This is a genomic window from Naasia lichenicola, from assembly GCF_004801885.1.
GTDB lineage: Bacteria > Actinomycetota > Actinomycetes > Actinomycetales > Microbacteriaceae > Naasia > Naasia lichenicola.
The window spans coordinates 430,619-445,250 of sequence record NZ_SSSM01000001.1 but is presented as its reverse complement, the minus strand read 5'-3'; the positions used below and the strand labels follow the sequence as shown (position 1 = coordinate 445,250).

Sequence of the window (14,632 nt, the reverse complement as noted above, 5' to 3'; positions counted from 1 at the left end):
AATGGCGTCCCCCCAGAACGAGGTGGGCGTGGAGGCTGCCGGCGGCCGCTACCAGGACGCGGGGCTGCTCCCCCACGGCACGGGAGGTCGCAGCCACTCGGTGGCCGACCCGGTGTATCCGGCGGCCGGCATGGCGTAGGAGATCACGCCGGCATCCGTCTCGCTCTCGACCATCGTCGGCTGGAACGGCGGATCGTCCGGGTCGTTGTCCGCATCGGTCGATTCCTCGGCGGTGTCGTCGGCGGTGTCGTCCGTCGACTCGTCGGGCACATGCCGCGCCCCGTGCTCTGCCTGATCGAACCGGGCATCATCGCCGCGAGGCAGGCCGAGCAGCTCCTCGGCGACGCGAGCGAGCGACACCTCGACGGCCCACACATCACCGTTCCGACGTCGAGTGCGCAGGGCGGTCATCACCCCTGCCGCGAGCAGGTAGCCGGCGGAATGGTCGAGAGCCTGCGCAGGCAGGGCCCCGGGGGTCTCGCCATCCGCCGAGCTGAGCCATGAGATGCCGGATGCGGCCTGGACGAGACTGTCGAAGCCGCGACGGTCATGCCATGGGCCCTCCCCGCCCCAGGCCGAGAGCGTCGCCGAGATGATGCCGCGGTCGGCGAGCGTCTTCGGGTCGAGGCCGAAGCGGGCGAGTGCTCCGGGGCGGTAGCCGGTGACCACGACGTCGGCCGTCGTCAGGAGATCGTCGAGCGTCTGCCGATCCCTGGCCAGATCCAGCAGCGCCGACTCCTTGTCTGCTCCCGTGTCGAGGTGCTGCATCGCGATCTCGGGCAGGCGCGGACTGTCGATCCGCAGCACGCTCGCCCCGAACAGCGCGAGGGTCCTCGTCGCGACGGGGCCCGCGATGACACGGGTGAAGTCAAGGACCCGCACTCCGGCGAGCGGGCGCTCCGAGTCGAGGATGCGCGCCGACTCCGCATCCGCAGCGGCGAGGCGCTCCAGGCGGATGAGCGGAGCGGCTGCCGCGGCTCGGCCCTGCTCGCTGCCCCGCCACTCCTCCTCGGTGGCCACAGCGACGGCGACGCCACCCTCCGCGGTGATCGCGTCGGCGGCCTGCCGTGCCGACATCGAGGAGAGGACGGAACGCAGGTCGTCGGCGGACTCGTCGGTCAGGTGCAGGGCGGCGACCAGGCGGTCTCGGTGGTGCGGGTAGTTGGCGTGGGTGCGCAGCCAGCCGTCGGACGTCGGCCAGAAGCCGGAGAGCTCCGCCCAGACGGGCGGGTGATCGCCGTCGATGGTCAGCCAGCGCTCGCTCGTGACCGCGGTCGCCACCCGTGCCGGGTCCAGCCGGACCTCGATGGGCTTACCGCCGGTATCCTCCGACAGCAGTCCGGCGGCGAGCGAGGCGGTGGCGATGGCGTCGTGCACCAGGGTGCCGACGGCGAGCGGCGAGTCGAGGAGGCGGGTCACCTCGGGAGCAGTGGATGAGACCCGGCTCAGATCGCCCTCGTCCCCGCCCAGCGCCGCCCACGCCGTGCGCAGCACGGGCGCATCCGGCATGTCGGCAGACGAGGGATCGTCGAGAGAAGGGGTGGTGGGGGGTCGGTCATCGCTCACGGCCTCATTGTGCTCCCGGATCTCGGTGCGCGAACCGAGAGCACGCGTCAGATGACGTCTTCGAGGCGCCGAGGGGCATGACCGCTGAGCCGCTGGACGTCATCCGTGATCCGCTCGACGGTGCCCTGGGCGATCGCGGTGTAGGTGCTGACCCAGGCATCCAGTAGGAACTGCTCGTCGGTGAAGACTCGGCGAGAGGCGTATGCCTCCTCGATCGTCTCGTCGACAAAGCTGAAGGGTCGGCCGAGCGCAAGGGTCATCCGCTGGACGGCCTCCGGGAAGCTGATCGCCTCGCTGCCGGTGAGCTCGTACACGGCGCCTTCGTGCGCTGCGTGGTCGAGCAGCACAGCGCTCGCCGCGTCTGCGACGTCCGCCCGCGCCACCGCGGCGACCCGGCCGTCACCCGCCGGGCCCCGGATGACGCCGTGCTCGTCGGCGAACACCGGGAAGTAGTCGAGGTAGAAGTTGTCGCGCAGCAGGGTGGTCACGAGGCCGCTCTCGGCGAGGGCGGCCTCCGCGTCGCCGTGGTCGCGACCGAGAGTGAACACGGCGTCCTCTCCCGCTCCGGCGAAGGAGGTGTAGACCAGGTGCTTCACGCCTGCGGCGACCGCAGCGTCGATGAATGTGCGGTGCTGCTCCCGCCGGTTGGGCGCTTCGGAGGCGGACACCATGAGCAGCACGTCGACGCCCCGAAGTGCGACGGTCGCGGCATCGAGATCGCCGTAATCGGCGGTGGCGACCTCGGCGCCAGGAATCTCGGGGGCGCGCCCGGGATCGCGGACGATGAGCCGCTGCGACACTCCTGCCGAACCGAGTGCGCGCGCCACCGCGCCGCCGAGCTTGCCGGTAGAGCCTGTGATCCCGAAGAGCGTCATGGTGAGGTCAATCCTCGACCCTGCTCCTTCATTCCGAGATCACCGGTTGCTGGACGGGTCCAGGCGGATCAGTCCAGCAACCGGAAGGTGTCGACGGTCGCGTTGTCCGCGGCGTAGGAGCAGTCCGCGCGGATGAACCGCCCGGTCAGCGCGCCGGGAAGCCACAGGCGGGCGTCGTCCCACATCCGATCGAACGGGATCCGACTGACGGAGAACCACTGCGGTTCCAACTCATCACTGCTGCGCGGATCCCCCCGCCAGTCCCGACTGAGGAATGCGGTCGAGCTCTGACTCCACGAGGGCCGGCGCGGGAAGGTGTAGGCGAGCTCGGCGATCCGGACGACCGATGAGACCACCACTCCCACCTCCTCGAGCGTCTCGCGGATGGCGGCCTGCTCGGCGGACTCGCCCGGCTCGAGCTTGCCTCCGGGACCCACGAGTCGACCCGTTCCGATCCCCGTCAGCTTGTTCCCCAGGAGCACCTCGGGCCCGTCCGCTCCATCGCGGAGCAGATAGGTGACGGCGACCGCGAACATGAACCGGAGGCTACCGTCTCTGCACGACCGGCTCGGTTCTTCCCCCATGCGACTGGTGGGCATATGCGACATCGCGCATGCAATACGGACCCCGACCTGCCAGCGGGTGTAGAACGTGCACGAGGCACTATCAGCGGAGGTTCGCGATGTCGGAGAGAAGTCAGCAGTTGGGCGCGGAATCCAGCGATTTCACCGGTCGAGAGCTCGACTCCTCCCGTGCCGGTTCGGGCTTCCCGATCATCGTCTCGCAGGACATCTCGAAGCTGCTCGGCTTCTACCGCGACGTGATGGGCGGACGGATCGTCTACCAGTTCCCCGATGAGGATCCGGCCTTCCTCACGCTCCGGATCGGGTCGGCGACGCTCGGCATCGGCTACCACCCCGATCCTCCCCGCGGACCGAGCCAGATGTCGCTCTGGTTCTACGTCGCGGATCTCGACGCCACGCTCGACCTGGTGCGGAACGCGGGCATCGTCGTGCTCGAGCAGCCGGAGGTGCAGGCGTGGGGCGAGCGGATGGCTCGGGTGATGGACCCCACCGGCATCGAGGTGATCCTCGGCGAGGACGAGGTGACCTCGGCTTCCAACGCAGCCCGGCGCACTGCCTCTGATCAGTCGGCGGTGGGTGGGTCGTCGCTCGACGTTGTCGATCAGGATGACTCCGAGGCTCCGCCGCTCGCTCGCGCAGTCTGACCGATCCCGACGCGTGCACGAGGTCGGCATCCGTCGGCGAACAGGACGTTCGTGTCCTTTGCACCGGTTCCTGAACGTCTCCGGAGTGCACACGTTCTCCCGCCCTGATCTCGTCGCATAGTGTCGGATCGTCGGGAGGGGAACCGTGCGTCGTTCCGAATTGAACACACTCCGAGCCGAAGCTCGCGACGAGCTGCAGGCCGAGATCGAGCACCGCTGCCGCAGCGGCGAGGATCCGTGGCAGTTCATCCCCGACCTGCCGAGCGTCGACGAGCGGGTCATCCGCATCCTCCGCTCGGACACCATCGAGCTGCTCGGTCTGGGTGAGGAGCGGGCGCAGGCCTATCACCCGTCGAGCCCGCAGAAGAGGGCCGAGGAGTTCGAGTTCGCTCTGCTGCGCCGGATCGCGCTCGACCATCCCGAGCTCACCCGCACGGTCTGGAGCATGCTCGGCCGTTTCGATCCCAACGCGGCGTGACACCCCGAACGGCCGGCTCGACGACGAGCCACACGAGAGGTGCACACCCGGAATCCGCAGCCACAGCGGACCGTTCTGCGGATATCGCGCGGGTGGCGCGTGATCCATTCGGCTGGGAGCAGCTGCGACCCGGTCTGGACACCGCCATCGCCGAGCTGGTCGCCGGCAACGATGTTATCGCCGTGATGCCGACCGGCTACGGCAAGTCGGCGGTCTACAAGATCGCCGGTGCTCTGCTCGACGGTCCGACCGTCGTGGTCTCGCCGCTGATCGCCCTGCAGGCGGATCAGGTGGCCGGCATCCAGGCACGCCCGACCGCGCCTCGTGCCGTCGCCATCAACTCATCGCAGTCGGAGCGCAGGAACGCCGAGGCCTGGGCGGAGCTGGAGGCCAGACGCGCCGAGTACGTCTTCCTCTCCCCCGAACAGCTCGCGAAGGACGAGGTGGTCGAGCGCCTGGCGGCCGTCGCGGTCTCGCTCTTCGTCGTCGACGAGGCGCACTGCGTATCCGCGTGGGGTCATGACTTCCGTCCCGACTATCTGCGTCTGCGCGACGCCGTCGATGGCATCTCTCGGGGCGGCTCGCGCCCCGTGGTGCTCGCCCTGACCGCGACCGGGTCCGCTCCCGTCCGCGAGGAGATCGTCGAGCGCCTCGGCATGCGCGATCCGGTGATGCTGACGCACGGCTACGACCGCGCGAACATCCGCCTCGACGTCGTGCGACACGAGGGCGAGGACGAGAAGCGCCGCGCGGTGATCGACGAGATCGTCGATCTGGGCGGTCCCGGTCTCCTCTACGTGGCCACCCGCAAGGCCACCGAGCTCTTCGCCGCTGAGCTGTCGGAGCGAGGACTGCGTGCGGCCGCGTACCACGGCGGCCTCGGGGCGAAGCAGCGCAAGGAGACCCACGAGCGCTTCCAGGCCGACGAGCTGGATGTGGTCGTCGCGACCTCGGCCTTCGGGATGGGGATAGACAAGCCGAATGTGCGCTTCGTCGTGCACGCCGCGATCACCGAATCGATCGACAGCTACTACCAGGAGGTCGGTCGCTGCGGCCGGGACGGCGATCCGGCACAGGCGACCCTGCACTACCGCCCGGAGGATCTGGGCCTGCGGACGTTCTTCGCCTCGGGCAAGCCGAACGGCAACAGGCTCGAGCTCGTGCTGACGGCTCTGCAGGCCGCGGATCGTCCCGTCTCCGCGGAGCAGCTCGGCGACGCCGTGCATCTGCCGGGGCGCTCCGTGGGCGAGGCGGTCAATCTGCTTCTCGAGGCGGGGGCGGTGCGCCAGGTCGACGGTGGACTCCGCGCCGTGCGTGGGGTGAAGATCGGCGACGCGATCCAGGCGGCCCGCCATGCAGCGGAGCAGCGCGAGCGGATCGACGAGTCGCGGATAGCGATGATCCGCCTCTACGCCGAGACGCTCGGCTGTCGGAGGATCTTCCTGCTCGGCTACTTCGGCGAGGCACGCGATGAGCCGTGCGGCAACTGCGACACCTGCACCTCCGGCACTGCCTACGAGATGCTCGAGCAGGAGGCGGAGCGTGCGGTGACGTCCGATTCGGCTGCGTTCACGGTCGATCAGGCCGTGCGCCACACGGAATGGGGCGACGGCACCGTGATGAGCGTCGAGGACGATCGGATCACGGTGTTCTTCGGCACGGAGGGCTACCGCGTCCTGTCCCTCGAGGCGATCACGGAGCACCACCTCCTCGAGCCCGCCTAAGGTACCGGGTTCCGCCGCCTTCCGGTGGCTGAGCCGGGCGCTCCGCGCCCGTGTCGAAGCCCCGCGGAGCGAGTCTTGATGCGCGGGCTTTCACACGACCTCCCGTCGGCTCAGCCACCGAGCAATACCCCACCCCCGGTGGCTGAGCCGGGCGCTCCGCGCCCGTGTCGAAGCCCACGCGAGCCGACCCGAAAACTCACCTCGACCACGGGTTGAAACTCACCTCCGATCAGCCCGAATATGCCCTTCCAATGTCGGTGGCTGGTGGCAGTGTGCAGGTATGGCCGAGATGACGAACACCGACTGGGATGACGCTCATCTCGTCCTGCTCGCCGACGACTTCGTTACCCCCGTGCACGAGAGCGACGAGGAATTCTTCGCCTGGCTCGACACCAACCCCTGCCCGATCGATGACCCATCCGACGAGGCAGTCGAGGTCGCCCCGATGCGCCGTCGGCGGGAGTTCCTCGAGGGCATCAACCTCCTCAAGCTGGACGAACAGGCTCTTCAGGTGCAGCGCATCAAGTGGATCGCCGCCGAAGCCGCCACCTACGCGCGGCAGGCCACGAACCCGATTCAGGAGAGCATCCAGGACCGCGTCTTCATGACCGAGGTCGCGCTCACCCTAGGGGTCACCGAACGGGCCGCTCTGAATCTGATCGAGCGGTCGAAGATCCTCACCAGCGAGCGGCATCTGACGTTGGCTGCGGTGGAGAACGGCGTGATCACGCTCGGTCACGCGGAGGTGATCGCCGACGCGGGGCTCGACCTGTTCGTCGAGCTGGCGGAGCGGTTCGAGCGTGAGGCGATCGAGCTCGCGCAGCGGATGACCCCGACGAAGCTCAAGGCCGTCCTGGTCAAGCTGCGCGAGCGGCTGCAGCCCGAGGACGCGACCGAACGTCATGCGGATGCCCTGCTGGATCGCAAGGTGGTGACCTGCGCCGGTCAGGATGGGATGGGTGAGCTCTGGGCTGCGCTGTCCGGAGAAGACGTGGTCGCGATCGACGCGAAGCTCGACGCGTGCGCGAGGTCGATCAAGAACGCCGGTGGGGAAGACGGGCGCACCGCCTCCCAGCTCCGCGCCGATGTCCTGGTCGATCTGATCCTCAACGACGACTCCGGCATGCGGAACATTCGCCCCGTGGTGTTCCTCACCGCACCGACGGCGACCGCGGTCGGCGGAGATCAGCCAGCCGAGCTGCAGGGCCAGGGGCCCATCGATGCCGAGACCGCGCGGAAGCTGATCGACCTCGACGTCCCGTTGGTCGAGTAGGCCCGCCAGGGCCGTATCGAGGCCGCGTTCAGCACCTCGCATGCCAGCCATCTCGGCTGCCCTGTGGCGGCATCACACCCCGGCGGTTCGCGTCCGTCGAAGAGGACAGCCCTGATGGCTGAGTCTTCGGGTCGATGAACGCGGCCTCGATACGGTCGCTGCGCGACCTACTCGACCAACGGGCCGACTCCGCCACCTCGGCAGATGGAACAGCATCCTCGACGCCGAAGGTTTGGTCACCTGGACCAGCCCCTCCGGCCGAATCGATGTCACCCACCCCTCTAACCCGATCCGCGTGCCCCAGGCTCGACCGGCCGCGAAGGCGCCTCCACCTCCCGAAGATCCACTCGATGCATGGTGGAATCCCGGCCAGGACACCCTGCTCACCCCTCTACCCTTCCGACGGGGAAGCCTGCCACCACCCTCGTGACTCCCCACGCTTATCGCCCCGCCGCCGAGAAGTGGTCGTCCACTCAGGTGACGGCCAGGTGCCGACCCCGAGGTGGGGCGTAGCGTGATGGAACTGCACGAATACACGAGGGAGATCCCATGAGCGACACCATCCCCGACGGCGGAGCATTCGACGATGATGCCGATGACACCGCGTTCGTCGACAAGGCTGCACTCAAGGCCGAGAGCATGAGCACCGTCACCAATGACGCGGTCGCTGGTGAGACCGTCCTTCCCCAGGCCGGCGATGGCTACGGCGGGCCGACCGGCGGATCGCCCCGTGAAGGTGAGCCAATCCTCGACGAGCATGACGCATCCGATGGCGACATCGTCGGACTCGACGACGAGTCCTCCGACGAGGTCGCATCGGAGGATTCGTGAGTCGGGAGGGCCAGGCGCTGCCGCCCGACCACGAGGACAAGCCCCTCGCGACGGACAGCAAGGCGGATGTCGGAGAGCGGGTCACCGGGGTGCACGACCCCAAGGATCCGGATGGACTGATCACGCTTGACCAGCTGGAGCCAGAGCACCCGACCGTCTGAGGCTCACCCCTTGAATCCGCAGCTGAGCACTGCTGATGAACGCGGCTCGACTCACCTCGCGCCGCGTTTGACTTATTCGAACAGACATTCGAATATGGAGTATGTCTCTCGCCTCCGCTCGCGCCGCCGATCCGGCGGCGACGGTGCAGGAGCTGCAATCCCGCATTCGCGAGATGCAGGCAACCACGCTCGACACCAAGAGCATCGCCACCCATCCGATGTTCGCCGGGCTTCTGCCCGACGGCATGCTCAAGGCCGGCTCGGCGTATTCGGTCCACGGCTCGATGACCCTGGCGATGGCGATGCTCACCGCCCCGTCTCAGGCAGGCGCCTGGTGCGGGGTGGTCGGCGTCCCCGAATTCGGCGCACAGGCGGCGGCGGGATACGGGATCGACCTCGAGCGGCTCGTGCTGGTCCCCGACCCCGGCGAGCAGTGGCAGGCGGTAACCGCGGCGATGGTCGACGTGCTCACCGTCGTCGTGCTCCGAGCCCCTGCGCGGATCAGCGACGGCGACGCCAACCGGCTCGCCGCCCGACTCCGCAAACGCGAGGCCACTCTGATCTCTCTCGGAGACTGGCCAGGCACCGAGGCACGGCTGACCGTCGAGCGCAGCGAGTGGAGCGGCATAGGAACCGGTCACGGCATGCTCACCGGACGCACCGCCTTCGTCACCGTCGAGAACCGGGGAGTGCGCATCCGCGCCCGCAAGATCTGGCTGCCGGGTGTCGGCTCGGAGTTCGCCGACGCTGCGGCGACTGCGGCGTCGGACTCCGGGGCGATCCCGTCCCGCCACCTGCGCCCGGTCGAAGATGCCGACCGAAGCCCGCATGCCTCCCACGCGCGAGCCGTCTGAGTGCGCACCACCGGCTCCGCTGCGATCAGCATCCAGTCGTCCGTCACCCGCACCATGGTGCTCTGGTGCCCCGACTGGCCGATCATCGCCGCCGCCCGCACCCTCGAGATCGATCCGGTCGCCCCGATCGCCCTGATCGAGAAGGGCGAGGTGTTCGCCTGCTCCGCAGCGGCGCGAGCGGATGGAGTGCGCCGCGGACTGCGGGTGCGCGAGGCGCAGTCCCGCTGCTCCGTGCTCGAGGTGCTGCCCTACGACCAGGCGATGGACGCCCGCGCCTTCGAGCCGATCATCGACGCCATCGAGCAGATCATGCCCGGCGTGCAGATGCTGAGGCCCGGCACCCTCGCGATCCGCGCGCAGGGGCCCTCCCGGTACTTCGGCGGCGAGGACAGCGCCGCCTACCAGCTGCTCTTCGCCCTGGCGGAGCAGGGCCTCACCGATGCTCGAATCGGCATCGCCGATGGTCCGTTCGCCGCCGAGCAGGCCGCCCGCAGCACAGGTCCGTCCTCATCCCTCACGGCAGGAATGGGCGCCGCACCCGAATCGGCGCGGGTGCGGATCATCCCCGATGGCGGCTCGGCCGCGTTCCTCTCCCCCATGCCCGTGAGCCTGCTCGCCCTGCCGAGCCTCGCGATGCTGCTGCGCCGGCTCGGACTCAGCACGCTCGGCGGCTTCGCAGGGCTGCCCGAGCTCGAGGTGCGCAACAGGTTCGGCGAGGAGGGCGCCCATGCCCACCGGCTCGCCGCGGGGCTGGACGGCAGCCGGGTCACACCGCGCATCCCGCCGGATGAGCTCGATGTCAGCATCTCGTTCGAGCCTCCGCTCGACCGGATCGAGCAGGTGGCGTTCGGTGTGCGTGAGCCCGCTGAGCGCTTCCTCGACCGCCTGGCGAAGATGAGCCTGGTCTGCACGTCGATCGAGGTCGAGATCACGACGGAACGCGGCATGATGCGCACCCGCACCTGGATGCATCCGCGCTCGTTCACTCCGGCGGAGATCGTCGACCGGGTCCGCTGGCAGCTGCAGGGCACCGGCCAGTCCCGGATGGCTCGCAGCGACGCCGGCCTCGACTCCGCCATCAGCACCGTCCGGATCCTGCCCGAGAGCGTCGACGCGGCCAACCACCACGAGCAGGGACTCTGGGGCAATGCTCCGGACGAGCGCATCCACCACGGCCTGTCCCGGGTGCAGAGCATGCTCGGGCACACCGCCGTGCTCACCGCCACGGTCGGCGGCGGGCGGATGCTCATCGACCGTCAGGTGCTCGTGCCGTGGGGCGATCGCGAGCAGATCGCCCGCCCCGCCGACCGGCCGTGGCCGGGTTCGCTGCCCGGGCTGCCGCCCGCGACGGTGTTCCCTAATCAGCTGGCGTGCGTGGTGCTCGCGCCGGACGGCACCTCCGTCGACATCGACGACCGTGGGGTGCTGAGCGGTCCACCGGCGCGGTTCGCCCCGCCGGGAGCACGCAGCGCAGGCCCGGTCACCGCATGGGCGGGGCCGTGGCCGGTCGACGAGCGATGGTGGGATGCCGAGGAGGGCCGCGAGCTCAACCGCTTCCAGGTCGTCGACGCGACGGGCGAGGCCTGGCTGCTCCTCCTGGAGCGCGGCTCCTGGTGGGCAGAGGGCAGATACGACTGAGCGCCGTACGAGATGGCCTCGATACGGGCGCGGGCGCCCTACTCGACCAACGAATACCTACTCGCTGGTCGAGGAGCGCCGTTTACGGCGCGTCTCGAGACCGGCTGGAATGCGCAACGGGCCTCGATACGGGCGCGGGGCGCCCTACTCGACCAACGAACATAGACGAGGGTCAGCAGGCGACCTCTCGACCGACGGGGCGGCGGTCAGGCGCCGAGGCTCAGGACTCCGTCGATGCGGCGCGGGATGGCGGTGTAGTCGTCGCGTAGCTCCTCCGGCAGCACGGACTGCGGGGCGTCCTGCCAGGCGAACGGCCGCAGGAAGCGGCGGATCGCCGAGACGCCCACCGAGGTGTGCTGCGAGTTGGTCGACGGCCACGGTCCGCCGTGGTGCTGCGCCCAGCTGACCCGGACACCGGTCGGATAGCCGTTGAAGACGAGTCGCCCCACCTTCGGGCCGACCAGCGCCGCGAGCTCGGCGGAGTGCTCCTCCTCCGAGGTCTCGCTGTGGATGGTGGCCGTCAGCGATCCGGGGATCTGGTCGAGGCCCGACGCGATCTGCCTGTCATCGTCGTAGACCGCGACGACCATCAGGGGGCCGAACGCCTCCTCGGTCACCTCGGGCGTCATGTCCTTGGCATCGATGAGCAGCAGCCGCGGAGCGACAGAATAGCCGTCTCCGCTCGCCGTTCCGGATGCGGCGACGGTCGCCTTGCCGTCTTCGACGAGGCGGTCGGCGATCTCGGTGAAGGAGTCGCTGATCCGGCCATTGAGCAGCACACCGGGGGTCGCGTCGTTGACGAGTGCGGTGATGCCGTCGATGACCTGCTGGCCGGCCGCTCCACGCGGGATGAACGCCACACCCGGCTTGGTGCAGAACTGACCAGCGCCGAGGGTGAAGGAGCCGAACAGGCCACTGGCCAGGGATTCCGCACGAGCGGAGGCCGCCCCCTCCGTGACGATCAGCGGGTTGAGGCTGCTCAGCTCGCCGTAGAACGGGATGGGCTCGGGGCGCGCCTCGATGATCTTCAGCAGGGCGCTGCCGCCGCCGAGCGAGCCGGTGAAGCCGACTGCCTTGATGCCCGGGTGGGCCACCAGGGTCGCGCCGGCCTTGGTGCCGAAGACGATGCCCAGCAGCCCGGCGGGTGCGCCGTATGCGTCCGCCGCTCGGGTCAGCGCATCGAAGGCGGCGACAGAGGTGAGCGGGTGCGAGCCGTGCGCCTTGAGCACGACCGGGCAGCCGGCCGCGATCGCGGAAGCGGTGTCGCCGCCGGGAACGGAGAAGGCGAACGGGAAGTTGCTCGAGCCGAACACCCCGACGGGGCCGATGGGCAGCAGCATGCGGCGCAGGTCGGGGCCAGGGCCCATCGGGGTCGGGCCGGCGTGATCGATGGTCGCCTCGAGGTACGCGCCCTCGCGGATGGCGGTCGCGAACAGCTGCAGCTGGAAGGCGGAGCGGGTCAGCTCGCCGTTCAGTCGGACAGAGCCGAGCCCCGTCTCGCTGTCCGCGGTCGCGACGAGGTTCTCGCGGTCAGACTCGAGCCCGGCCGCCAGTGCGTCGAGCAGGCCGGCCCGCCATTCGCGCGACCTGCGGGCGAGTGCCGCGAAGGCGCTGGTCGCCCGGTCGACGATCTCCGCCACCTCGGCATCGCTGGTCGCCTCGATGCTCGTCTCGGTCGTGGCGCCGGTGCGGGGGTCGGTGGTGGTGATCATGATGCTTCCTTCGTTACGCGCTCTCGCGCGGCATGAGCTCGAATCCGAGGTCGAGCAGTTCGGGATCGGCGGTGTCGCCGACCATGCGCTGGAGCAGGATGCGTCCTGCCGAGGTGCCGATCTCCCTGTTGGGCACGGAGACGGTGGTGAGGGTCGGCACGAGATGGCGGGCCATCTCGAAGTCGCCGAAGCCCGTGATCGCCAGATCTCCGGGAACGGACATCCCACGGCGGCGAGCCTCGAGCAGCGCGCCCGCGGCGAAGACGTCGCTGGCGAACATCAGCACGTCGGTCTCCGGCGCCTCCGCCAGGGTGCGGTCGAGCAGTGCGATGCCCGTCTCGAGGTCGACCGAGCTGGTGCCCGAGTCGATGACGCGCACCTTCTCTCCGGGCAGCAGGCGCTGCACGCTGCGCGCGAAGCTCTGCTGGCGGTCGACGGCCCGCGAGTCGCCTGGGCGGAATGATCCGGCGAAGGTCGGATGGGTGTAGCCCTTGCCCACCACGTACTCGACGATCGCCTCGATGGCGTCGTGGTTCGAGAAGCCGACGAGGCTGTCGATCGGCTCGTCCGTCCAGTTCCACGCCTCGACGACGGGGATCCGTGCGTTCTTCAGCAGCATCGTCGCCGCGGCCGTGTGCTTGGTGCCGACGATGAACATACCGTCCGGACGCCGACCCATGAAGGCTCTGATCAGGTTCTCTTCGTGCTCGAGGTCGTAGTCGGTCGAGCCGATGAAGAGCTGGTAGCCCGCGGGGGTGAGCACGGCGTCGAGACCGTGCAGCGCGTCCGCGAACACGGAGGCGGAGATCGTGGGGATGATCGCGGCGATGGTGCGGCTGCGATTCGAGGCCAGATTGCTGGCCGCGAGGTTGGGCACGTATCCGGTGGTCGAGATGGCCCAGCGCACCCGCTCGAGCGTGCGCTCGGAGACGAGCTCGGGAGCGCGAAGGGCGCGGGAGACGGTCTGCGGGGAGACGTTGGCGAGGCTCGCCACGTCGTTGAGGGTGATCGTGCGCGTCGCGCGTCGGGTCAGGGCCGGTCCACCGGGAGAGGTGGATCGCCCGTCGGGCGCCGTCGCGCCCATCACCGACGCAGTCTCGATCACAGCAGACCGCGGCTCGCGAGGTTCCCCATCAGATCCCTGATCCCGAACGTCCATGGTGCGCACCTCTCGCTGAGCTCAACCCGGTTGACCAGGCTACCGAGGCGAGGAGCGGCGATGCGGACGATGTCGCCGACCTTGTGCGTGAAGCCCTTTCCTGCTTCTGAACGGTCGATGACCGGGGCGAACAGCGTGCCGAGGTAGAGCACGGCGCCGTCGGGATACTGGTGGTGCTCGCCCAGCAGCTGGCCGGCGAGGTCGGCGGGGTCCCGGCTGATCTCGGCGAGCGGAGAGGTGGCGTCGAGGTGGAAGCCGTCGGGCCCGTCGATCGAGAGGGTGACGGTCGTCTGGCGGACGTCGTCGAGGTCGAATCCCTCGCCGAAGAAGCGGATGAACGGTCCGAGCGCTCCGGAGGCGTTGTTGTCCTTCGCCTTGGGCAGCAGCAGGGCGGATCGGCCCTCGATATCGCGGAGGTTGACGTCGTTGCCGACGGTCGCGCCGATGATCCGGCCCTTCGAGTCGATGGCGAGCACCACCTCGGGCTCGGGGTTGTTCCAGGTGGATGACGAGTGGATGCCGACCTCGACCGCGGTGCCGACCGAGGCGAGCACGGGCGCCTTGGTGAAGATCTCGGCGTCCGGGCCGATCCCGACCTCGAGGTACTGGCTCCACAGCCCTTCGGCGATGAAGTACTCCTTGAGCTTCTGCGCCTCGGGCGAGCCCGGCTTGACGGCCTTGAGGTCGGCGCCGATCGTGTCCATGATCTTGCCGCGGATCTCGTTGGCGGCGTTGAGATCGCCGCGGACGCGCTCCTCGATGACGCGCTCGACCATGGACACCGCGAAGGTGACGCCGGCCGCCTTGACGACCTGCAGGTCGATCGGCGACAGCAGCCACGGCCGGGTCTCGTCCCGCGTCTCGGGGATGGTGTTGGCGAGGATCTCGGCGAACGAGCCGAGCGACGGCCCTTCCGCCACGGACAGGGCCATTCCCGCGTCGTCGGTCTCGAAGAGGTCGCGCATCGTCGGGAAGGTCGAGCTGAGGTCGATCAGCTCGCCGCCTCGCACGGCGACGACGGAGGGGCCGCCCGCGGCGGGGTCCCAGACGCGGCCGCCGAGGATCGCGGATTCGGCGTCGATGGGCAGTGCGGACTCCGCGGTGCCGGCCCAGGTGGTGCTCATCGTGTCTGC

The 14,632-nt window shown here is 69.4% G+C and carries 14 protein-coding genes; 8 read left to right on the top strand and 6 right to left on the bottom strand.

Translation table 11 applies throughout. From position 1 onward, the window contains the following. Positions 1-48 precede the first annotated feature (48 nt). The 3 genes from E6C64_RS02085 to E6C64_RS02075 all read right to left on the bottom strand — a co-directional run bounded on the left by E6C64_RS02085 (position 49) and on the right by E6C64_RS02075 (position 2,977). Positions 49-1,566, bottom strand: a complete 1,518-nt coding sequence (locus E6C64_RS02085) for a CoA transferase (protein WP_233255411.1) — start codon at positions 1,564-1,566, stop codon at positions 49-51. Positions 1,567-1,613: 47 nt separating this feature from the next. After that, entirely contained in the window at positions 1,614-2,441 is an 828-nt protein-coding gene (locus E6C64_RS02080) for an SDR family oxidoreductase (protein WP_136425949.1), read from the bottom strand. Between the two features lie 68 nt (positions 2,442-2,509). Then, a complete protein-coding gene (locus tag E6C64_RS02075) occupies positions 2,510-2,977 on the bottom strand; it encodes an 8-oxo-dGTP diphosphatase (RefSeq protein ID WP_136425948.1) in 468 nt (155 codons plus the stop codon). Positions 2,978-3,123: 146 nt separating this feature from the next. On the opposite strand from E6C64_RS02075, the gene E6C64_RS02070 reads away from it, so the two are divergent. The 8 genes from E6C64_RS02070 (at position 3,124) to E6C64_RS02040 (ending at position 10,628) form a co-directional block, all read left to right on the top strand. Then, positions 3,124-3,669, top strand: a complete 546-nt coding sequence (locus tag E6C64_RS02070) for a VOC family protein (protein ID WP_158437699.1) — start codon at positions 3,124-3,126, stop codon at positions 3,667-3,669. A gap of 160 nt (positions 3,670-3,829) precedes the next feature. After that, positions 3,830-4,147, top strand: coding sequence for a hypothetical protein (locus tag E6C64_RS02065; RefSeq protein ID WP_233255410.1), 318 nt, complete (start codon positions 3,830-3,832; stop codon positions 4,145-4,147). A gap of 92 nt (positions 4,148-4,239) precedes the next feature. Further along, positions 4,240-5,871 carry a RecQ family ATP-dependent DNA helicase gene (locus E6C64_RS02060; protein WP_233255409.1) on the top strand — a complete coding sequence of 544 codons (1,632 nt, stop codon included), beginning with the start codon at positions 4,240-4,242 and terminating at the stop codon, positions 5,869-5,871. A 280-nt stretch (positions 5,872-6,151) separates the two neighbouring features. Next, entirely contained in the window at positions 6,152-7,144 is a 993-nt protein-coding gene (locus E6C64_RS02055) for a DUF222 domain-containing protein (protein ID WP_136425944.1), read from the top strand. Positions 7,145-7,693: 549 nt separating this feature from the next. Next, positions 7,694-7,975: a hypothetical protein gene (locus tag E6C64_RS02050; protein WP_136425943.1), complete on the top strand. Its 282-nt coding sequence runs from the start codon at positions 7,694-7,696 to the stop codon at positions 7,973-7,975. After that, on the top strand, positions 7,972-8,136 hold the full coding sequence (locus E6C64_RS18850; protein WP_158437698.1) for a hypothetical protein: 165 nt from the start codon (positions 7,972-7,974) through the stop codon (positions 8,134-8,136). Before E6C64_RS02050 ends, E6C64_RS18850 begins: the two co-directional genes overlap by 4 nt. A 101-nt stretch (positions 8,137-8,237) precedes the next feature. After that, on the top strand, positions 8,238-8,990 hold the full coding sequence (imuA', locus tag E6C64_RS02045) for a DnaE2-dependent mutagenesis accessory factor ImuA' (RefSeq protein ID WP_136425942.1): 753 nt from the start codon (positions 8,238-8,240) through the stop codon (positions 8,988-8,990). After that, positions 8,991-10,628 carry a DNA polymerase Y family protein gene (locus E6C64_RS02040; protein WP_332908210.1) on the top strand — a complete coding sequence of 546 codons (1,638 nt, stop codon included), beginning with the start codon at positions 8,991-8,993 and terminating at the stop codon, positions 10,626-10,628. A 206-nt stretch (positions 10,629-10,834) separates the two neighbouring features. Here the strand turns inward: E6C64_RS02040 and E6C64_RS02035 are convergent, their stop codons facing one another. The 3 genes from E6C64_RS02035 to E6C64_RS02025 are packed head-to-tail and all read right to left on the bottom strand — an operon-like array spanning position 10,835 to position 14,623. Then, positions 10,835-12,340 (bottom strand): aldehyde dehydrogenase (NADP(+)), encoded by a 1,506-nt coding sequence (locus tag E6C64_RS02035; RefSeq protein WP_136425941.1) that lies wholly within the window; start codon positions 12,338-12,340, stop codon positions 10,835-10,837. Positions 12,341-12,353: 13 nt separating this feature from the next. After that, positions 12,354-13,424 carry a LacI family DNA-binding transcriptional regulator gene (locus tag E6C64_RS02030; RefSeq protein WP_136426375.1) on the bottom strand — a complete coding sequence of 357 codons (1,071 nt, stop codon included), beginning with the start codon at positions 13,422-13,424 and terminating at the stop codon, positions 12,354-12,356. Between the two features lie 17 nt (positions 13,425-13,441). Then, positions 13,442-14,623: a fumarylacetoacetate hydrolase family protein gene (locus E6C64_RS02025; protein WP_199240931.1), complete on the bottom strand. Its 1,182-nt coding sequence runs from the start codon at positions 14,621-14,623 to the stop codon at positions 13,442-13,444. Positions 14,624-14,632: the final 9 nt, after the last annotated feature.

Coding starts and splice junctions, on each gene's coding strand:
- E6C64_RS02035 (WP_136425941.1), bottom strand. CDS start 12,340: ATGATCACCACCACCGACCCCCGCACCGGCGCCACGACCGAGACGAGC.
- E6C64_RS02025 (WP_199240931.1), bottom strand. CDS start 14,623: ATGAGCACCACCTGGGCCGGCACCGCGGAGTCCGCACTGCCCATCGAC.
- E6C64_RS02075 (WP_136425948.1), bottom strand. CDS start 2,977: ATGTTCGCGGTCGCCGTCACCTATCTGCTCCGCGATGGAGCGGACGGG.
- E6C64_RS02070 (WP_158437699.1), top strand. CDS start 3,124: ATGTCGGAGAGAAGTCAGCAGTTGGGCGCGGAATCCAGCGATTTCACC.
- E6C64_RS02050 (WP_136425943.1), top strand. CDS start 7,694: ATGAGCGACACCATCCCCGACGGCGGAGCATTCGACGATGATGCCGAT.
- E6C64_RS02080 (WP_136425949.1), bottom strand. CDS start 2,441: ATGACGCTCTTCGGGATCACAGGCTCTACCGGCAAGCTCGGCGGCGCG.
- E6C64_RS02030 (WP_136426375.1), bottom strand. CDS start 13,424: ATGGGCGCGACGGCGCCCGACGGGCGATCCACCTCTCCCGGTGGACCG.
- imuA' (WP_136425942.1), top strand. CDS start 8,238: ATGTCTCTCGCCTCCGCTCGCGCCGCCGATCCGGCGGCGACGGTGCAG.
- E6C64_RS02055 (WP_136425944.1), top strand. CDS start 6,152: ATGGCCGAGATGACGAACACCGACTGGGATGACGCTCATCTCGTCCTG.